Genomic DNA, 16,820 nt, shown 5'->3' on the forward strand with positions numbered 1-16,820 from the left:
GATTTACAAAAAAAGGAGGCCCTGCCATGTATACTGTGATCGTCGCGGACGACGAGCCCGAGCTGCGCCGCTCGCTGGTCGAGCGCACCCCCTGGGCCGAATGCGGCTTTACCGTGGTCGGCGAAGCGGAAAACGGCATGGAGGCGCTTGAGCTGGTCGAAAAGCTCGAGCCCGACCTGCTGCTGACCGATATCCGCATGCCGTTCCTGTCCGGCATCGCGCTGGCGCGCGCGGTGCGCGAGATCCGGCCCGCCATGCACATCGCCTTTCTCAGCGGGTATGACGATTTCACCTACGCGCAGCAGGCCATCCAGTATAATATCATCAGCTACATGCTCAAGCCGATCACGCTCGAGGAGCTGAAAAAAGAGCTTTGCGTCATTAGAGAAAAGATTTCCCTGCGCTATCAGGAGATTGCGCAGGGCCGCGCCGGACAGCCGCGGCCGGCCGATTTTCTGATGCCGCTGTTTTTCGGCGCCAACCCGCCGCTGGCAGACGCCGCGCTCGAGCAATACCTGCACGGGCAGGCTGTGGAGTGCGGCCTGCTCACCGCACAGGATATCCCGCCCGGCTACGTTGTGCTTGTCACAGCGATCGCCGGACGGGACGGCACGCCGCTCACCTCGCGCGCGCATGTTCATGCGGTCGAGCTGGTGCTGCAAAAATACCTTCACAGCGCCTCCTGCTTTATTGGCGGCCGCATCGTCTCGCTTGTGATGGCAAGCGAATTCGATTTGAATAAATACCTGCATATCGCGGTCAGCGAAATCGTGCAGTCGATCGAACGCGTGATGCAGGCGCGCTGCACGGTCGGCGTCAGCCGCACGGTCGGTGCGCTGTCAGATTGCCATACGGCTTACCGCGAGGCGATCGGCGTGCTTGCCTATCCCGCTGGGCTGGGGGACGGCAGCTCCCGTTTTGTCGATGACCTGGAGGCGCGCGGCTCCATCCGCTCGGATTTTACGGACGCGGCGGCCAGGCTGGAAAGCGTTGTCAAAAGCGGCAGCCGCGCGCAGCTCACCGCGTATCTGGACAATCTGTTCGACAGCCTGCTTTCCGCCCGCCGCTCCGCGCTGGAAACCGACCTGATGATGATCCAGCTCCTTAGTGCGCTTTGCCGGGCCGCGGGCGCGATCGTGGACCCGTCCACGGTGGACGAACTTTGGCGCGCTTCCCCGCTCGCCGGCCTCTCGCTCTCCTACCGCTCCTTTGACGAGCTGCGCGCGAAAATGACCGACTTCTGCCTGCAGGTCAACGACGCGATCTCCCAGCAGTGTCGGGAAAGCGGCAAGCTGCTGTGCGACCAGGCGCTGGGCATGATCCGCGCCCAGTATGGGGACGAAACGCTTTCCCTCGCCTCGATCAGCGAGGCGCTGCATATCAGCCCGAACTACCTGTCCGCGCTGATCCGCAAAAACACCGGCGAAACCTTTGTCAACCTGCTCACCGCCCAGCGTCTGGACGCGGCGAAGGAGCTTCTGCAATGCACCTCGCTCAAGGTCATGGAAATCGCCGCGCGCTGCGGCTATGCGGACCAGCACTATTTCAGCTATTGCTTCAAAAAGCGGTTCGACATCTCGCCGCTCGCCCTGCGGCGGCAGAACGCGGAGGATGGCGCATGAAACAGCAGCCGCTTTCCCTGTCCAGCCTGATGGTGCTGCTGGTCAGCGGCGTGGCCGCCATCACCGTGCTGATTTCCACCTTGGTGTATACGACGCTGTACGCGAACGCGCTCCGCTCCAACGCAGCCGCAAGCTCGGAGCAGTCGGTCGCACAGGCGGCGGGTGCGATATCCGATTACACCTCGGATGCCAGCACCCTGATCCGCCGCATCACCGGCGAGCTGCAAAGCGAGGCGGACGACCTGACGCTTGCGGAAACCTTCAGCACCATGGTGCAGATGCGCGACGACCTGACCAGCATCGGCGTTTACACCAGCTCCGGCCGGCTGCTTTCCTGCTGGACCTCGGGCCGCACGCGCAAGCCGCAGGCCGGTTCGCTCGACCTTACCGGCGTCGAGCCCGACCCCTCCGGCCTGTACTATACCCCTCCGCATGTACAGAACCTGTATGCGGATTATTATCCCTGGGTGGTCACCATCGCCCGTCCCGCCGCGCTCGACCGCTACGGCGGGGAGGTTTTTGTGTCCATGGACCTGCAGTTTTCCTCCATCGCCGCTTATATGGACGCGGTCGGCATCGGCCAGCACGGCTACAGTTTTATCATCGACAGCGACGGCCGCCTGGTCTACCATCCGCAGCAGCAGCTCATCTATTCCGGCCTCAAAACCGAGGATACCGCGCCGCTCGCGGCGCTGGGCGACGGGGTGCATGCGGATCAGGATCTCATTCGGGTCATCAAATCCCTGCCGCAGGGCGGCTGGCGCATTGTGGGCGTCAGCTATCTGGACGAGCTGGTCCGCCAGCCGCAGCAGACCGCGCTGCAAATGCTCCTGTTCGCCGTTCCCATCGCCCTGTTCATCCTGCTCGGCGTGGCGCTTCTGATCGCGCGGCTGGTTTCGCGCCCCATCCTGCGCCTGGTAGGGGAGATGCGCGATTTTGAAACCGCCGCGCCCGACTTTGTCTATACGCCGGTCAGCGGCACACGGGAGATCTGCGTGCTGTCCGATTCCTTTGAGCATATGGTCGGCCGCATCCAGAAGCTCGTGGACGAGGTGAAGAGCGAGGAGGAAACGTTGCGCAAAACCGAGCTCAAAGCCCTGCAGGCGCAGATCAACCCGCACTTCCTGTATAACACGCTGGACTCTATCCAGTGGATGTGCGAGCTTGGCCGCACACAGGACGCAGTCAAAATGGTCAGCGCGCTCGCCCGCCTGTTCCGCATCAGCACCTCCCGCGGCGAGGACCTGATCCCCATCCGCAAGGAACTGGAGCATGCGGAATGCTATCTGATTATCCAGAAATTCCGCTATAAGGACCAGTTCTCCTACCGCTTCGACGTGGACGAGTCGCTTCTTGACTGCCTGTGCAGCAAGATTACGCTACAGCCCATCTTGGAAAACGCGATCCTGCACGGCTTCGGCGAATTTGTCGAGGATGGGGAGATCACCGTTTCCGTCCGGCCGGACGGGACGGATATCCTGATGACCGTAACCGACAACGGCGTGGGCATGGAGCAGAGCCAGTGCAGGGCGATCCTGTCACATGACCGCAGCGGCCCGGGCGGCATCGGCATCAAAAACGTCAGCGACCGCATCCGCATCTACTTCGGCGCGCCCTACGGCCTGTCCATCCAGAGCGAGCCCGATCAGGGAACGCGCGTCATCATCCGCCTGCCGCAGTCTGGGGGGAATGCGCATGAAAATCCGTAATTTGATCGGCGCTGCCGGCGCGCTGCTGTTCCTGCTGGCCGGCTGTTCCATCCCGTCCGGCAGCGTGCAGACGCAGAAGCCCTATGTCGCCGTAATCACCAAATCCACCAGCTCGGCCTTTTGGAAATCCGTCCAGTCCGGCGTGAAGGCCGCCGCCAGCGAATATAATCTGGACTACACGTTTGAGGGGCCAGCGAACGAGGAAGCTTGGGAGGATCAGAATGTGCTGATCCAAAATGCGATCGATAACGGCGCACAGGCCATCGTGATCTCCGCGATCGACTACACGGCGCCCGCCGAGCTGATCGACCAGGCGGCCGACCAGGGCGTCCATATCATTATCATCGATTCGGATATCCAGACCGACCGCGCCGCTATCCGCATCGGGACGGACAATTACAGGGCGGGCGAGGCGGCGGCGCGCGCGCTGTTCGACGGCGGCGGGGACAAGCTGTATATCGGCATTGTCGGCTTCGATATCCACAGTGAAAACGGCCAGAAGCGGGAGCAGGGCTTTGAGGCCGCTGCCGCGCGGGAAAGCCGTGCGCATATTGTGGAAAAGATCAACTGCTCCTCGCAGAGCGAAACCGTGCAGGCAGAAACACGCAGCCTGCTGCTCCGCCATCCGGAGATCAACGCGATCGTGACCTTCAACGAGCTAACCACCCTCGGCGTCGGACACGCCATCGAGGAGCTTGGCCTGCAGGACACGGTGCGCGTCGTAGGGTTTGACAATAATGTGGTTTCGGTCGGCATGCTCGAAACCGGCGAGATCGACGTGTTGATCGTCCAAAACCCGTTTGCCATGGGATATTTGGGCCTGGAAGCCGCTTTCCGGCTGATTAACGGCCAGCAGCCGGACGCCGATCACATCGATACTGAGGTGCGCGCCATCGGCCGCGAGGATATGTATACCGAACAAAATCAGAAATTCCTATTTAGCTTCACACAAAATCAATGATTTGAATTGTATATTTTAACCAACGGATGTCGATTTTTTCGACATCCTTTTTCTTTTTTAGTAAAAATTCAAACTTTATCAGTAAAGAATTCTATTTTATTTGCGCTGTTTTACTACTATAATGAAAGCACAACGAAAGGCAATCTGCCGAAGAGAAGAAAAGAGAGTCCTGAAGGAGGTAACCTACCATGAACATGAAGAGATTCTGGGCGGCCGGTCTGGCGGCAACGATGGCACTGTCCCTTACCGCGTGCGGCAGCGGCGACAACAACGCTTCCGACAACGGCGGCGGCGGGGACGCGGCTTCCAACGACCTGAACGTAGGCGTTCTGTATTATAACTACGCGGACACCTATATCGCTTCCGTCCGCGCCGCTCTGTCCGAAAAGCTGGATGCCGCGGGCATCGAGCACAACGACCAGGACGGCAACAACAACCAGACCACACAGACCGAGCAGGTGCAGACCGTTCTCACCGCCGGCGCGGAAATGCTGGTCGTCAACCTGGTCAACACGTCCTCGGATGACGCCGCGAACGGCATTATTGATAAGGGCAAGGAAAGCAACCTGCCTGTCCTGTTCTTCAACCGCGAGGTTTCCGACGCTGTAATCAGCGGTTATGACAAGGCCGCGTTTGTCGGCACGGACGCACCCGAAGCCGGCCACCTGCAGGGCCAGATGATCGGCGAATACCTGCTGGAAAACTATGACGCATATGACCTCAACGGTGACGGCAAGATCTCCTATATCCTGTTCAAGGGCGAGCAGGGCAACGCCGAGGCGGAATACCGCACCCAGTACGCGGTGGAAGACGCCAACGCCCTTCTGACCGAGGCCGGCAAGCCGGAGCTTGAGTTCTACGATCCGAACAACTCCGACAAGTACCTGGTCGACCGCAACGGCTCCTGGTCCGCCGCAGCCGCGCAGGAATACATGACCACCGCCCTTTCCACCAACAATGACAGCAACAACAACATGATCGAGCTTGTTATCTGCAACAATGACTCCATGGCGGAGGGCGCGATCACCGCGCTCAACACCATCGGCTACAATCAGGACGGCGGAGATAAGACCATCCCCGTGTTCGGCGTTGACGCGACCGACGCGGCAAAGTCTCTGATCTCCAAGGGCCAGATGGCCGGCTCCATCAAGCAGGATGCCGACGGTATGGCGCAGTGCATCACCGATATCATCTCCAACGTCGCAGCCGGCAAGGACATGATGGACGGTATTGCCGACAAGTACACGGTTGACGACAGCGTTAACAAGATCCGCATCCCCTATCAGATCTACCTCGGCGAATAAGCCTTTCCGCTAACGCTGCACTTCATGCAACCAACGGCCGCTACCGCGCACAAGCGGCGGCGGCCGTCTTTTCATCCAAAACAAAGGGGAGGAGCAATCCATATGGCAAACGACGTCCTGCTGCAAATGACTGATATCTGTAAGCAGTTTCCCGGCGTCAAGGCGCTGGACGGCGTATCACTGACCGTGCGGCGCGGCACGGTCCACGCGCTGATGGGCGAAAACGGCGCCGGAAAATCAACGCTCATGAAATGCCTGTTCGGCATTTATGAAAAAAACAGCGGCACCATTGAACTGGAGGGCAAGGAGGTCAACTTCAAAACCTCTAAGGAAGCGCTGGAAAACGGCGTCGCAATGGTGCATCAGGAGCTGAACCAGGCTCTCAAACGGACGGTTATGGAAAACCTGTGGCTCGGCCGGTATCCGTTAAAATTCGCAAACTGCATCGACGAAAAGAAAATGTACAAGGACTCGCTGGCGCTGTTTGAAAAGCTCGGCGTACACGTCAACCCCCGCACGGTGATGAGCACCATGCCAGTTTCCCAGCGCCAGATGGTCGAGATCGCCAAGGCGGTCTCCTACGACGCAAAGGTCATCGTTTTTGACGAACCGACGTCTTCTTTGACAGAAACCGAGGTCGAGCACCTGTTCCGCATCATCAACATGCTGCGCGACCAGGGCTGCGGCATCATCTATATTTCGCACAAGATGGAGGAGATCCTCCGCATCTCGGACGACGTTACCATCATGCGCGACGGCCAGTGGATCGCCACCGAGCCGGCCAGCCAGCTGACGATGGAAAAGATCATCAAGCTCATGGTCGGCCGCGAGCTGACCAACCGCTTCCCGCCCAAGACCAATACCCCCGGCGAGGTCGCGCTAGAGGTCGAGGGCCTTACCGCGATGTATTCTCACGTCTGCGACGTCTCCTTCCGCCTGCGCAAGGGCGAGATCCTCGGCATTGCCGGCCTGGACGGGTCCGGCCGTACCGAGGTTCTGGAAAACATCTTCGGCATCGCCACCCGTAAATCCGGCACCCTCCGCTTGGACGGGCGAGAGGTACATAACCGCCGCGCGACCGAAAGCATCAAAAACGGCTTCGCGCTGCTGACCGAGGAACGCCGTGCGACCGGTATTTTCGGCATCCTGAACATCCGTGAAAACACCGTCATTTCCAGCCTGAAGAAATATTTGAAGGGCGGCCTTCTCAGCGAAAAGGAAATGAAAAAGGATACCGACTGGGCCATCCAGGCCATGCGTATCAAGACCCCGACGCAGGAAACCAAAATCCGCTCACTCTCCGGCGGCAACCAGCAAAAGGTCATCCTCGGCCGCTGGCTGCTGACCGATCCGGAGGTCCTGTTGCTGGACGAACCTACCCGCGGCATCGACGTCGGCGCAAAATACGAGATCTACCAGCTGATCATCGACTTGGCCTGCCGCGGCAAGGCGGTCATCATGGTGTCCTCGGAAATGCCCGAGCTGCTCGGCGTGTGCGACCGCATCCTGGTCATGTCGGGAGGCCGGCTGGCCGGCGAGGTGGACGCTGCCAACACCTCGCAGGAAGAGATCATGACACTGGCCGCCAAGTATGCTTAAGGGGAGGAAAAGAGCATGAACATCCGTTTTATCGATAATATGAAGCGCAAGTACGCCGATTACAAGGCGATGAGCGCTTCCGAAAAGCGCAATTACTGGAAAGAATGGCTGATCAGCTATTCCCTGTACATCTTTCTGATTATTGCGATCATCGGCATCGCCATCTATAAGCCGTCCTTTATCGCGCCGCGCTCCCTGATCAATATGCTTTCGCTGACCGCGGCCAACCTGCCGATCGCGCTCGGCATCGCGGGTACGATCGTATTGACCGGCACCGACCTGTCCGCCGGCCGCGTCGTCGGCCTGACGGCCTGTATGTCCGCCGCGCTGCTGCAGGCGGCGGATTATCCGAGCAAGATGTTCCCCGGCATCCCGCAGTTCCATCCCGCAATCATGATCGCGGGTACGCTGGTCATCGTAATGATTGTCGGCGCCGTGATCGGCCTGGTCAACGGCTTCTCGGTCGCGAAGTTCGGCCTGCATCCGTTTATCGTCACCCTGGCGACCCAGTTAATCACCTACGGCGTCCTGCTCCTGTTCACCAATATGAACGGCAACAGCGGCGCGCCGATCTCCGGCCTGTCCGAGCCGTTCAAGCAGTTCGTCAACGGTTCGGTTGTCAAGATCGGCAAGGATCAGATCCCGATTCCGAACTTCGTCTGGTATGCGCTGGTCCTGACCGTTGTGATGTGGTTCATCTGGAACAAGACCTGCTTCGGCAAAAACATGTTCGCCTGCGGCTCCAATCCAGAAGCGGCCAACGTATCCGGCGTCAACGTGGCTAAAAACACCATGATGGTATTTATCCTCGCGGGCATCATGTACTCGATCACCGGCTTTATCGAAGCCGCGCGTATCGGCTCGAACAGCCCCTCCACCGGCCAGAACTATGAATTGGACGCAATCGCGGCCTGCGTTATCGGCGGCGTGTCCTTTGTCGGCGGCATCGGTTCGATCGGCGGTATCATCGTCGGCGTGCTGCTGCTCCGCATCATCTTTGTCGGCCTGACCGTGCTTTCGGTCAGCGCGAACTGGCAGTATATCATCAAGGGCCTGATTATCCTGATCGCCTGCGCGATCGACATGCGCAAGTACCTGGCTCGTAAATAAACCGCATAAACTAAAGAGAGGGGCTGCCCGGCAGCCCCTCTCTTTATTGCTATTCCTCAGCGCAGGAAGCCCTCGACAATCTTGGCCTCAGCCTCCTCCTCCGTCAGCCCCAGGGTACACAGCTTGAGGATCTGCTCCCCTGCGATCTTGCCGATCGCGGCCTCATGGATCAGCGCCGCGTCCGCATGGTTCGCGCCCAGCTCCGGCGCAGCGTTCACCGTGCCGTTCCCGATAATAATGGCGTCGCACTCGCTGTGTCCGGTGCAGCGGCAGTTGCCGCGTATCAGGGAGCGGAACGCCTGATGCGACTGCCCCTTGGCGACCGAGCGTGAAATCAGGTCGCAGCCGCAATCATTCCCGTTCAGCTCCACGACGAAATCGGTTTCCGCGCGCTGCTCCCCATCCGTGAGGATGCGTTCCCGCACGCGCAGCTTTGCGCCCGCCGCCAATACGGCTTTCATGGTCCGGCGGGTGGAATCCACGCCGCCGATCTGGGTGGTTTCCATTTCCATCGTGCTTCCCTCAGCCTGCTCCACCTCGGTGACCGGATCGATGACCCGCGCCCCTGTTCCGCCGCCCGTGCCGATGTGCTTTTCCAGGTACCGCACCCGCGCGCCCTTTTTCAGAAAAAAGCGGTGGACGCCGTTGTGCCGCGCCTCGCCCTCGCCATCCGAATGGACGCCGCAGCCCGCCACGATGGTCACGTCCGCATCCTCCCCAATATAAAAATCATTGTACACCAAGTCGTTTTCCGCGCTGTGCGTCACGCATGCCGGAATATACACCTGCTCCCCCCTGGTGCCGGGCGCCACGGTGATATCGATGCCCGGCTTATCGGTTTTGGAGGTGATCCGGATATGCGCAGTCGACTGACGGCCCGCGCACTGTCCGTCCTCGCGGATATTATAGGCCGCGTTCCTGGGTACGCCCGTCCAGTTCGATACGGCCGCGAGCAGCTTTTCCGTAATCCGGTTCATCAGGCGCCCCCCCTTTCCAGCGGGCAGGGGCGTCCCTGCGTCTGTCCGTCAAACAGACGGGGTAGCATCTCCTCCCTGCTTCCCTGCGCGGACACCCTGCCGCCCGAAATAATCACAATTTCGTCCGCGATCTCCAGAATACGCCGCTGATGCGAAATAACGAGGATTGAGCCGTCCACCTCGCTGCGCAGCTTGCGGAACACATCGATCAGATTGTTGAAGCTCCACAGGTCGATGCCCGCCTCCGGCTCGTCGAACACCGAGAGACGCGCGCGGCGCGCGAGTACGGTCGCAATCTCGATGCGCTTGATCTCACCGCCGGACAGGCTTCCGCTCACCTCGCGGTCGATATACTCCCTGGCGCACAGACCCACCTGGGATAAGCTGTCGCACAGCGCGTCCTCATCCATGGCCTCCCCCACCGCAAGCTCCATCAGGTCACGCACGGTCAATCCCTTGAAACGCACCGGCTGCTGGAAAGCATAGGCGATCCCGTTCCGCGCCCGCTCGGTCACGCTCATGCGGTTGATGATGCGGCCATCGAGCAGGAGTTTCCCACTGTCCGGCTGCTCAATGCCAGCAATAATCTTAGCAAGGCTGGTCTTGCCGCCGCCGTTCGGTCCGGTCACAACCACGCATTTCCCGTCTGGCACGGTCAGGCTCACGCTGTCCAGAATCTCCTTCTCCGGCACGCGCCAGCAAATATCTTTTAGTACCAACATTTTATGGCTCCGTCCTTTCAACGTCCAATGCTGTGTTCTGTATGGGTTTCTCTAACCTATACCAATTTTATCACTTTTCCGCGCGGTGTCAACAACCGCAGCGGCATTGGCGGAAAGAATTACCGCTGCGCGGCTGCAGCCGAATTGACAAGAAACAGGCTTTGCAGTACAATACATTCAGTACCGCTGTTGCATGCGCAGCCGTCCGAAAGGAGCGCCCCTCAATGGAGCACCAGGCCATCACCATTCTCCGCTATATTTCCCTGCTACAGCGCAACACGCGCCGCTATTTCGATCTCATGCTCGAACAGGACCAGATCGGCAGCGGGCAGCAGTTTTTCCTGCTCCGTATTTTTGAGAATGACGGAATCAGCATGCAGGATCTTGCCCGTCTTGGCAGCTTTGACAAGGGTACGGTAACGCGCGCGGTGCAAAAGCTGGTCATCGAGGGCTACGTCCGCACGGAAGCCGACCCGCAGGACAAGCGCGTGCGGCATATCTACCTGACCGAACGGGCGCGTCCCCTGATCGACCATGTTTACCAGATCCGCGATTACTGGACCGAGGCGCTCACCCGCGGCCTGCGGGAGGAGGAGAAGCAGCGTCTCTTGGGCGCGCTACGGGATATGGCGGAGCGCTCCTCCGCCATGCTGGAAGCGCTGAGCGGAGGGGAAACCGATCCCGCCTTTCCCCTGTCATAAAAAGACGGCTTACGCCGTCTTTTTTCTTTTCCCGCGTTACAGGTGGAACCGGCGCTGCAGCTCGGCCTTGATCGTCTGCCACTGGAACAGCAGCAGCGCAGCCAGCAGCACAACCGCCAGCCCCGTACAGACCAAGGAGGGCAGCTTGACCTTCGCCACGCCACACGCCACCAGCACTGCAGGTACGATGCCCAGCACGCACGCCCCGATAAACGGTCCTGCAAACGCGCGCACCGGCATTTTGAACAGCACGGCAAACAGCAGCATTGCCAGCAGGCCGACCGCGCATACGCAGGGCAGGACAAAATCGGCCGACCAGCCGCGCCAGCCGGTCCAAATGTCCCAAAGCACGCTCAACGCTGGGATCAACAGCACCTGCCAGCCGATATTCTGCGCAATATCCCGCCGGTAGGCAATGCCAACCGCCGCGGCCGACCACACGCACGCCGCGCCCACCGCGACGAATATCCACCACCAGTCATCCATGCCCAGAGCCAGGTTGACCAGCAGGCACACCACGGTCACGGCGATCGCCAGCAGACCCAGCAGCCGCAGCGCAAAGCTGCCGGTGAACCGCGGCTTCTCGAGCGATGGGAACACCTCGGTATCCGGTTCGGGCGTACCGGAAAGCCGGCCGCCGCACAGTGGGCAGCAGGCTTTGTGTCCGGCAACCGTTACCTTGCAGTTGGGGCATCGCTGCATAGCGCATCCTCCTCCTCGTGATACTCGTTGCTGCGGATCTCCACATCGATCCCCTCGCCGACCAGCAGCTCGAAAAAACGGCGCTGAACCTCGGTATTCTCAAACGCGGAGGTAAAGCCGAAATGCAGGCTGTTCCCAAAGGAGCAGGTGCAGAGCTGGGTTGCGTGGGTGGACATGAACACGCCGAACCCGCGCACGAACGGGTGCAGCGCCTCGGGCAGCCGGAATTTTCCCACGTTGGACAAAACCGCGGTCTCGCCCCGTTCCGCAATATCGCCGGAAATGCGGAGTACCGGATTTTTCAGTACCAGCGGGATCGGCCGCAGCACCGGATTATGTTCCAGCGCCGCCAGCTTATTCATGCGTGCGCCCAGCCGTTCAGGCGTCAGCTCGTCGCGGAACGACTGCGCCACGCACGCGATAATATCCGGCAGCGTGCCGTCCCGACGGGAAAAGTCGTACCCCACCCGTATCGTGCCGAAAAAGTTGCGCGTTGTGTGCGAGGGGAAAAAGCCGCGCAGGTCGACTGGGATGGTCAGCACGACCGGCCGCTTTTCATGCCGTACATACATCTCCCCGTGAATGGCGGCAAACAGCGCCGCGGCCAGGTAAACGGTCAGCGTGGCGCCATATCGGTGCGCCGCGTCCAGCACCTGCCGCACATCCGCAACGCCCTCCAGGATCATAAGCGCACCATCCGGCCGCTTTGCGCCCCGCAGGCGGTACGCCTTACCCGCGGAACGCTCGGCCGCACTGCCGCCGTGCGGCCTGTAATACTTCTGGAAGCTGTCCGACCCGCGCTGGAAGACCGAGGCCTGAGGCTGTCCGTCCACACCGGCCTCCGGATGGCGCAGCGCCAGGTACGCGGTCACCAGCGCCTCAAAAAAGCCGATCGCCCCCGCCCCGTCCGCAAGCACATGGTACATATCCAGACTGGCCTTGCGCCGCCAATAGCTGACGCGGAACAGCAGCGACTTGCTGCCGTTATACAGCGGCGCGCAGGGCGGCGCATGCTCCGGCTCTACTGACGGACGCAGCGGCGTCTGCTCCAGGTAGTACCAGAAAACGCCGCGCCGCATGACCATCAGCAGGTGCGGGTACTGCATCAGCGTGCGGTCGAGCGCCTCCTGCAGCACGTCTGGCGCGACCGGCTCGGTGAATTCGCAGGAAAGGCGGAACACACCGGTATCCGACCCATGCGAGGTGGGCGGGAATATCTTGGCCGCGTTGTCCAAACGGCTCCAGCTTAGTGTTTTTCGGTTTTGTCTGTTATCCGGCATGAGCGCTGTCTCCATTCAGGAAATGATCGATCATATCATAGGTACGCCGCACCAGCTTGAACCGCATGGGAAGCGAAAAATACCCGTGCAGCGCGCCCGGCATGCGGTAAAGCATGACTGTATTGCCTGCGTCCCGCAGCGCGCGGGCATACGCCTCGCCCTCGTCACGCAGCGGGTCATACTGCGCGGTGATCACCAGCGTGCGCGGCTGGCGGGACAGGTCCGCCGCCAAAAGCGGTGCGAAATACGGGTCGTTGAGCTTTTGGGGGTCGCCGCCCGCGTACAGTTCCATATAGTCGCTCACCCGCTTGGCGGTGAGCAGGTAATCCGTCCCGTTTTCCCGCACCGAGTCGAAGCGCGTGTGCGGGGAATGGTCGTTGTACGTCGCGGGGTAAATCAATATCTGCTGCGCGACCGTAAACTCCCCCCGATCGCGCGCCATGAGCGAAACGGCGGCCGCGAGATTGCCCCCCGCCGAATCGCCGATCAGGGTAATCTCCTGCGACCGTACGCCGAACAGCTCCGGATGCCGGTATACCTCGCGCGCGGCAGCGTAGCAGTCCTCCAGCCCCTCTGGGAACGTATGCTCGGGCGCCAGGCCATATTCCACCGACGCCACGCGGCAACCCGTTTTCCGCGCAAGGCTGCGGCACACGCTGTTATAGGTGTCCACGCTTTCCAGCACCCAGCCGCCGCCGTGAAAAAACAGCAACAGGCGGCTGTCCGTCTGTTTTTTGGGAGAGTAGATGCGCACGCGCACCTCATGCCCGTCCCGCTCGACCCTGCGGTCCCACAGCTGGTACAGCGGCGAAAGCGGCGTCCGCAGCCCGCGCAACACGCGCTCTACCTTATAGGTCCTGCCCACATCGATATTCGCGGCATAGCTGAGGGTATGCAGCGCCGCGCGCATCGCCTTGCTGATCGCCATTCGGCTTCCCCCTCCCGTTTTCCATAGTATCAGTATACCACGCTTTCCGATACGCGCAAAGCCCCTTGTTTTTTTACACGGAATTAACAGTTTCCCCTGCGTTTCCCCTTGACGCGGCCGCCGTCCGTTAGGCATAATAGAACGTGGAAAGCATGCTTTCCGGAAAGGTGATCTTTATGAACGATACGCTTTCGCTGCTCCGCTCCAAAAAAGGCTTTATCTGCGATATGGACGGTGTCATCTATCACGGCAACCGCCTGCTCGACGGGGTTCCCTCATTCGTCGAGTGGCTGCAAAAGGAAAATAAGAGCTTCTTGTTCCTGACCAACTCTTCCGAGCGCTCGCCGCTCGAGCTGCAGCAAAAGCTCGCCCGTATGGGGCTGGAAATCGGGGAGGAGCATTTCTATACCTCCGCGCTCGCGACCGCAAAATTTGTCGCCAGCCAGAAGCCCGGCGCTTCGGCGTATGTGATCGGCGCGCCCGGCCTGGTCGGCGCGCTGTACGAGGCCGGCATCGTGATGAACGACGTGGATCCGGACTATGTCATCGCGGGCGAAACCAATACCTACAACTATCAGACCATCCTCAAGGCGGTCGATCTGGTGAACAAGGGCGCACGCCTGATTGCGACCAACTCCGACCTGACCGGTCCATCCGAACAGGGTATTATCCCCGCGTGCCGCGCGCTGGTTTCTCCGATCGAGCTGGCCACTGGCAAACAGGCCTATTATGTCGGCAAGCCCAACCCGCTGATGATGCGCACCGGCCTGCGTCTGCTGGGCGTGCATTCGCATGAGGCGGTCATGGTCGGCGACCGCATGGATACCGACATTGTTGCCGGCATCGAAACCGGCCTGGATACCGTGCTGGTGCTTTCCGGCTGCACCACGCGCGGGGATGTGGAAAACTATGCATACCGTCCGCACTATATTCTGGACGGCGTCGGCTGTATCCCGCCGCAAGAATAACCTCTGAAGAAAAAAATACCGCGGTGCAAGGCCGCGGCATTTTTGAATTCAAATATGATATTCGATTTCGTGTTCCTGTTCTTTTTCCTTTGCTTTTTTTTCGTCGCGCTTTTTCTTAGGGCCGTCCAGGTGGGAAATATACAGGTATTTCCGAATCACGAACAGCGCGCCTACCGCCAGAACCGCCAGCATATTTTCCAGCGGGGAGGTATGCTCCACCACCATCTGGCGCGCGACCGCCAGCAGCATCACATCAACCACCGAATCAATCGTATAGCTCGTGATCATCTTGATCAACTCGATGCCAATAATAATCAGGCAGGCGTCGCTCAAGCGGGCCTGTAAGTAATCCGGCACGGAAAACAGCAGTTGAATGTCCGTTGTGAAAACAATGCCCAGGCTGGATACTACACAGGCGATCAGGATGATCAGCCCAAGCGTGATTTCGATTACGGTTGCCGCATTTGATATCTTGTCTCGAACGTCAGATCCCATGTTTCTCTCCTTTTCTTTTTTCTCTTTTTCCTCATTTCCGGCTGGTTTTTTTGTTCCGGCATTTTAATTATAACATGAATCAACCGCCGTCTGCAACAGGCGGCGGTTGATTTCGCGTGGGAAAAGGGGGGAACAACGATTAACAAGGCTGGCGTGAATCAGCCGATACCGCCATAGAATGCGCCCAGAATCAGGGCGAGCAGTGCCAACGGCACATAAACAAATTTGCCGAGTGTGTGGAACCAGTCGCCTACGCGCTTCTTCGCGCCCTCGCTGACCGCGTCCATCGCGGTCTCTTTCTTGAGTACCCAGAAGAACATAATGCCGGCCAGCATCGCGCCAAGCGGGCAGATGTAGATCGAAACAACGTCCATCCACTGAGAAGTCCACGGCTGGATAGAAAGCGATACCAGCGCGCCGATCACACCGATCGCAGCCACGGCCGCGACGCGGTTGAACTTGAACTTCTCCTGCAGGAACGCAACTGGCGCTTCATATAGGTTAACGATCGAGGACACACCCGCGAACAGCACGCAGATGAAGAAGATCAGGCCGATGATGCGGCCGCCGGGCATCGCATTGAACACGTTGACAAGGTATACGAACATCAGGCCAGGGCCGCCATTCACATCGTTGATCCCAGCACCCAGCACGACCGCCATGGCCGGAATGATGACAAACGCGGCCAGCAGCGCCGCCAGTGTATCGAACACCGCCACATTGCGCGCAGAACCCGGGATATCCTCCTTTTTGCTCAAATACGAGCCGTAAATCACCGAGCCGTTACCCGCGACGGAGAGCGAGAAGAACGCTTGGCCGAATGCGAACACCCATACCTCAACACTCGCCAACCCTGCGGGATTGATCGTGAATATGTATTTGTAGCCCTCGGACGAGCCATCCAGCGTGGCGATGTAAATGCCTAAGCCAAGGAACAGGAAAAACAGCACCGGCATCATGACCTTGTTGGCCTTTTCAATGCCGCCCGCAACGCCCATCGCCATGATCGCCATGGAGACGACCAGACCAATGAGCTGCCACACGCCGTTACCGATTCCAAACAGGCCGCTCGAGAACATCGCACCGACAGACTGCACAAACGAGAACGCTTCTCCGTTTGCGTTCGTCAGCGTGGCCGAGGTTGCGTCAAACGCAGGGCCGATGATGCTCATGTCCTGCCCCATCGCAAACAGGCCGCCCGAGATAGCAAGCCAAGTATACTTAAAGATCCAGCCAAGCACAACCGTATAGCCAATGGCCAGCATCAAAGCGCCGATAATCGGAATCGCACCGATCAACTCACCAGAACGCCGTTTACCGGTGCGCTCCTCGGTACACATGCCGAAAGCGCCTACCGGTCCGGCCGCCGCGCGGCGGCCAAGCGCGAATTCCTCCATAACGCCGGAGGAGGCGATCAGGATCACAAAAATAAAGTATGGGATCAAAAAGGTCATGCCGCCGTATTTCTGCACCATGATCGGGAAGCGCCAAATGTTTCCCATACCGACCGCAGAACCGATACAAGCTAAAATAAATCCCCATTTGCTTGAAAAGCCATCACGTTTGGTCTCTTCATTACTCATAATTTGCACCCCTTTTCTTTTTCGGTTGCCCCCAAAGAACAAGGCCGCGGAAACTATTCAGTTATCCGCGGCCCGATTCATCACACTTGCCCTGCGCGCTTTCCACGCGGCGCAGGTTACGCCCAGATTTTCATACGGATGAGCTTACTTCTCTTCGTT

The 16,820-nt window shown here is 59.5% G+C and carries 15 protein-coding genes; 8 read left to right on the forward strand and 7 right to left on the reverse strand.

From position 1 onward, the window contains the following. The first annotated feature begins 26 nt into the window (after positions 1-26). The 6 genes from H8S45_RS10260 to H8S45_RS10285 all read left to right on the forward strand — a co-directional run bounded on the left by H8S45_RS10260 (position 27) and on the right by H8S45_RS10285 (position 8,305). Entirely contained in the window at positions 27-1,622 is a 1,596-nt protein-coding gene (locus tag H8S45_RS10260; protein WP_054327823.1) for a response regulator, read from the forward strand. Next, positions 1,619-3,331 (forward strand): sensor histidine kinase, encoded by a 1,713-nt coding sequence (locus H8S45_RS10265; RefSeq protein ID WP_054327822.1) that lies wholly within the window; start codon positions 1,619-1,621, stop codon positions 3,329-3,331. The genes H8S45_RS10260 and H8S45_RS10265 overlap by 4 nt, the downstream gene beginning before the upstream one ends. Beyond that, a complete protein-coding gene (locus H8S45_RS10270; RefSeq protein WP_161804764.1) occupies positions 3,318-4,292 on the forward strand; it encodes a substrate-binding domain-containing protein in 975 nt (324 codons plus the stop codon). Before H8S45_RS10265 ends, H8S45_RS10270 begins: the two co-directional genes overlap by 14 nt. Positions 4,293-4,480: 188 nt before the next feature. After that, entirely contained in the window at positions 4,481-5,596 is a 1,116-nt protein-coding gene (locus H8S45_RS10275; protein ID WP_307718892.1) for a galactose ABC transporter substrate-binding protein, read from the forward strand. Between the two features lie 102 nt (positions 5,597-5,698). Beyond that, positions 5,699-7,195 (forward strand): sugar ABC transporter ATP-binding protein, encoded by a 1,497-nt coding sequence (locus H8S45_RS10280; protein ID WP_107631556.1) that lies wholly within the window; start codon positions 5,699-5,701, stop codon positions 7,193-7,195. A 15-nt stretch (positions 7,196-7,210) separates the two neighbouring features. Continuing rightward, entirely contained in the window at positions 7,211-8,305 is a 1,095-nt protein-coding gene (locus tag H8S45_RS10285; RefSeq protein ID WP_054327820.1) for a galactose/methyl galactoside ABC transporter permease MglC, read from the forward strand. Positions 8,306-8,361: 56 nt separating this feature from the next. Here H8S45_RS10285 and H8S45_RS10290 read toward each other — a convergent pair whose 3' ends face one another. Together H8S45_RS10290 and H8S45_RS10295 are read right to left on the reverse strand one after the other, a co-directional pair. Next, on the reverse strand, positions 8,362-9,282 hold the full coding sequence (locus H8S45_RS10290; RefSeq protein WP_107631555.1) for a SufB/SufD family protein: 921 nt from the start codon (positions 9,280-9,282) through the stop codon (positions 8,362-8,364). Further along, positions 9,282-10,004, reverse strand: coding sequence for an ABC transporter ATP-binding protein (locus H8S45_RS10295; RefSeq protein WP_054327819.1), 723 nt, complete (start codon positions 10,002-10,004; stop codon positions 9,282-9,284). The genes H8S45_RS10290 and H8S45_RS10295 overlap by 1 nt, the downstream gene beginning before the upstream one ends. A 224-nt stretch (positions 10,005-10,228) precedes the next feature. On the opposite strand from H8S45_RS10295, the gene H8S45_RS10300 reads away from it, so the two are divergent. Beyond that, the gene (locus H8S45_RS10300; protein ID WP_054327818.1) at positions 10,229-10,705 is read left to right on the forward strand and encodes a MarR family winged helix-turn-helix transcriptional regulator; all 477 of its coding nucleotides are present in this window, start codon (positions 10,229-10,231) and stop codon (positions 10,703-10,705) included. Positions 10,706-10,741: 36 nt separating this feature from the next. On the opposite strand, the gene H8S45_RS10305 is transcribed toward H8S45_RS10300, so the two are convergent. Genes H8S45_RS10305 through H8S45_RS10315 form a run of 3 tightly spaced genes read right to left on the reverse strand, consistent with a single transcriptional unit; the run spans position 10,742 to position 13,615 of the window. Then, complete coding sequence (locus H8S45_RS10305; RefSeq protein WP_054327817.1) at positions 10,742-11,407, reverse strand: DUF6320 domain-containing protein; 666 nt, start codon at positions 11,405-11,407, stop codon at positions 10,742-10,744. Beyond that, complete coding sequence (locus tag H8S45_RS10310) at positions 11,380-12,687, reverse strand: hypothetical protein (RefSeq protein ID WP_054327816.1); 1,308 nt, start codon at positions 12,685-12,687, stop codon at positions 11,380-11,382. Before H8S45_RS10310 ends, H8S45_RS10305 begins: the two co-directional genes overlap by 28 nt. Continuing rightward, entirely contained in the window at positions 12,677-13,615 is a 939-nt protein-coding gene (locus H8S45_RS10315; protein WP_147573718.1) for an alpha/beta hydrolase, read from the reverse strand. Before H8S45_RS10315 ends, H8S45_RS10310 begins: the two co-directional genes overlap by 11 nt. Positions 13,616-13,791: 176 nt before the next feature. On the opposite strand from H8S45_RS10315, the gene H8S45_RS10320 reads away from it, so the two are divergent. Continuing rightward, positions 13,792-14,583 carry an HAD-IIA family hydrolase gene (locus H8S45_RS10320; protein WP_054327877.1) on the forward strand — a complete coding sequence of 264 codons (792 nt, stop codon included), beginning with the start codon at positions 13,792-13,794 and terminating at the stop codon, positions 14,581-14,583. A 48-nt stretch (positions 14,584-14,631) separates the two neighbouring features. Here the strand turns inward: H8S45_RS10320 and H8S45_RS10325 are convergent, their stop codons facing one another. Together H8S45_RS10325 and H8S45_RS10330 are read right to left on the reverse strand one after the other, a co-directional pair. Further along, positions 14,632-15,078, reverse strand: coding sequence for a phosphate-starvation-inducible PsiE family protein (locus tag H8S45_RS10325; protein ID WP_107631543.1), 447 nt, complete (start codon positions 15,076-15,078; stop codon positions 14,632-14,634). A 158-nt stretch (positions 15,079-15,236) separates the two neighbouring features. Beyond that, on the reverse strand, positions 15,237-16,661 hold the full coding sequence (locus tag H8S45_RS10330; RefSeq protein WP_107631542.1) for a sodium-dependent transporter: 1,425 nt from the start codon (positions 16,659-16,661) through the stop codon (positions 15,237-15,239). Positions 16,662-16,820 lie beyond the last annotated feature (159 nt).

This window comes from Agathobaculum faecis, from assembly GCF_014287995.1.
In the GTDB taxonomy this organism is placed as follows: domain Bacteria; phylum Bacillota; class Clostridia; order Oscillospirales; family Butyricicoccaceae; genus Agathobaculum; species Agathobaculum ammoniilyticum.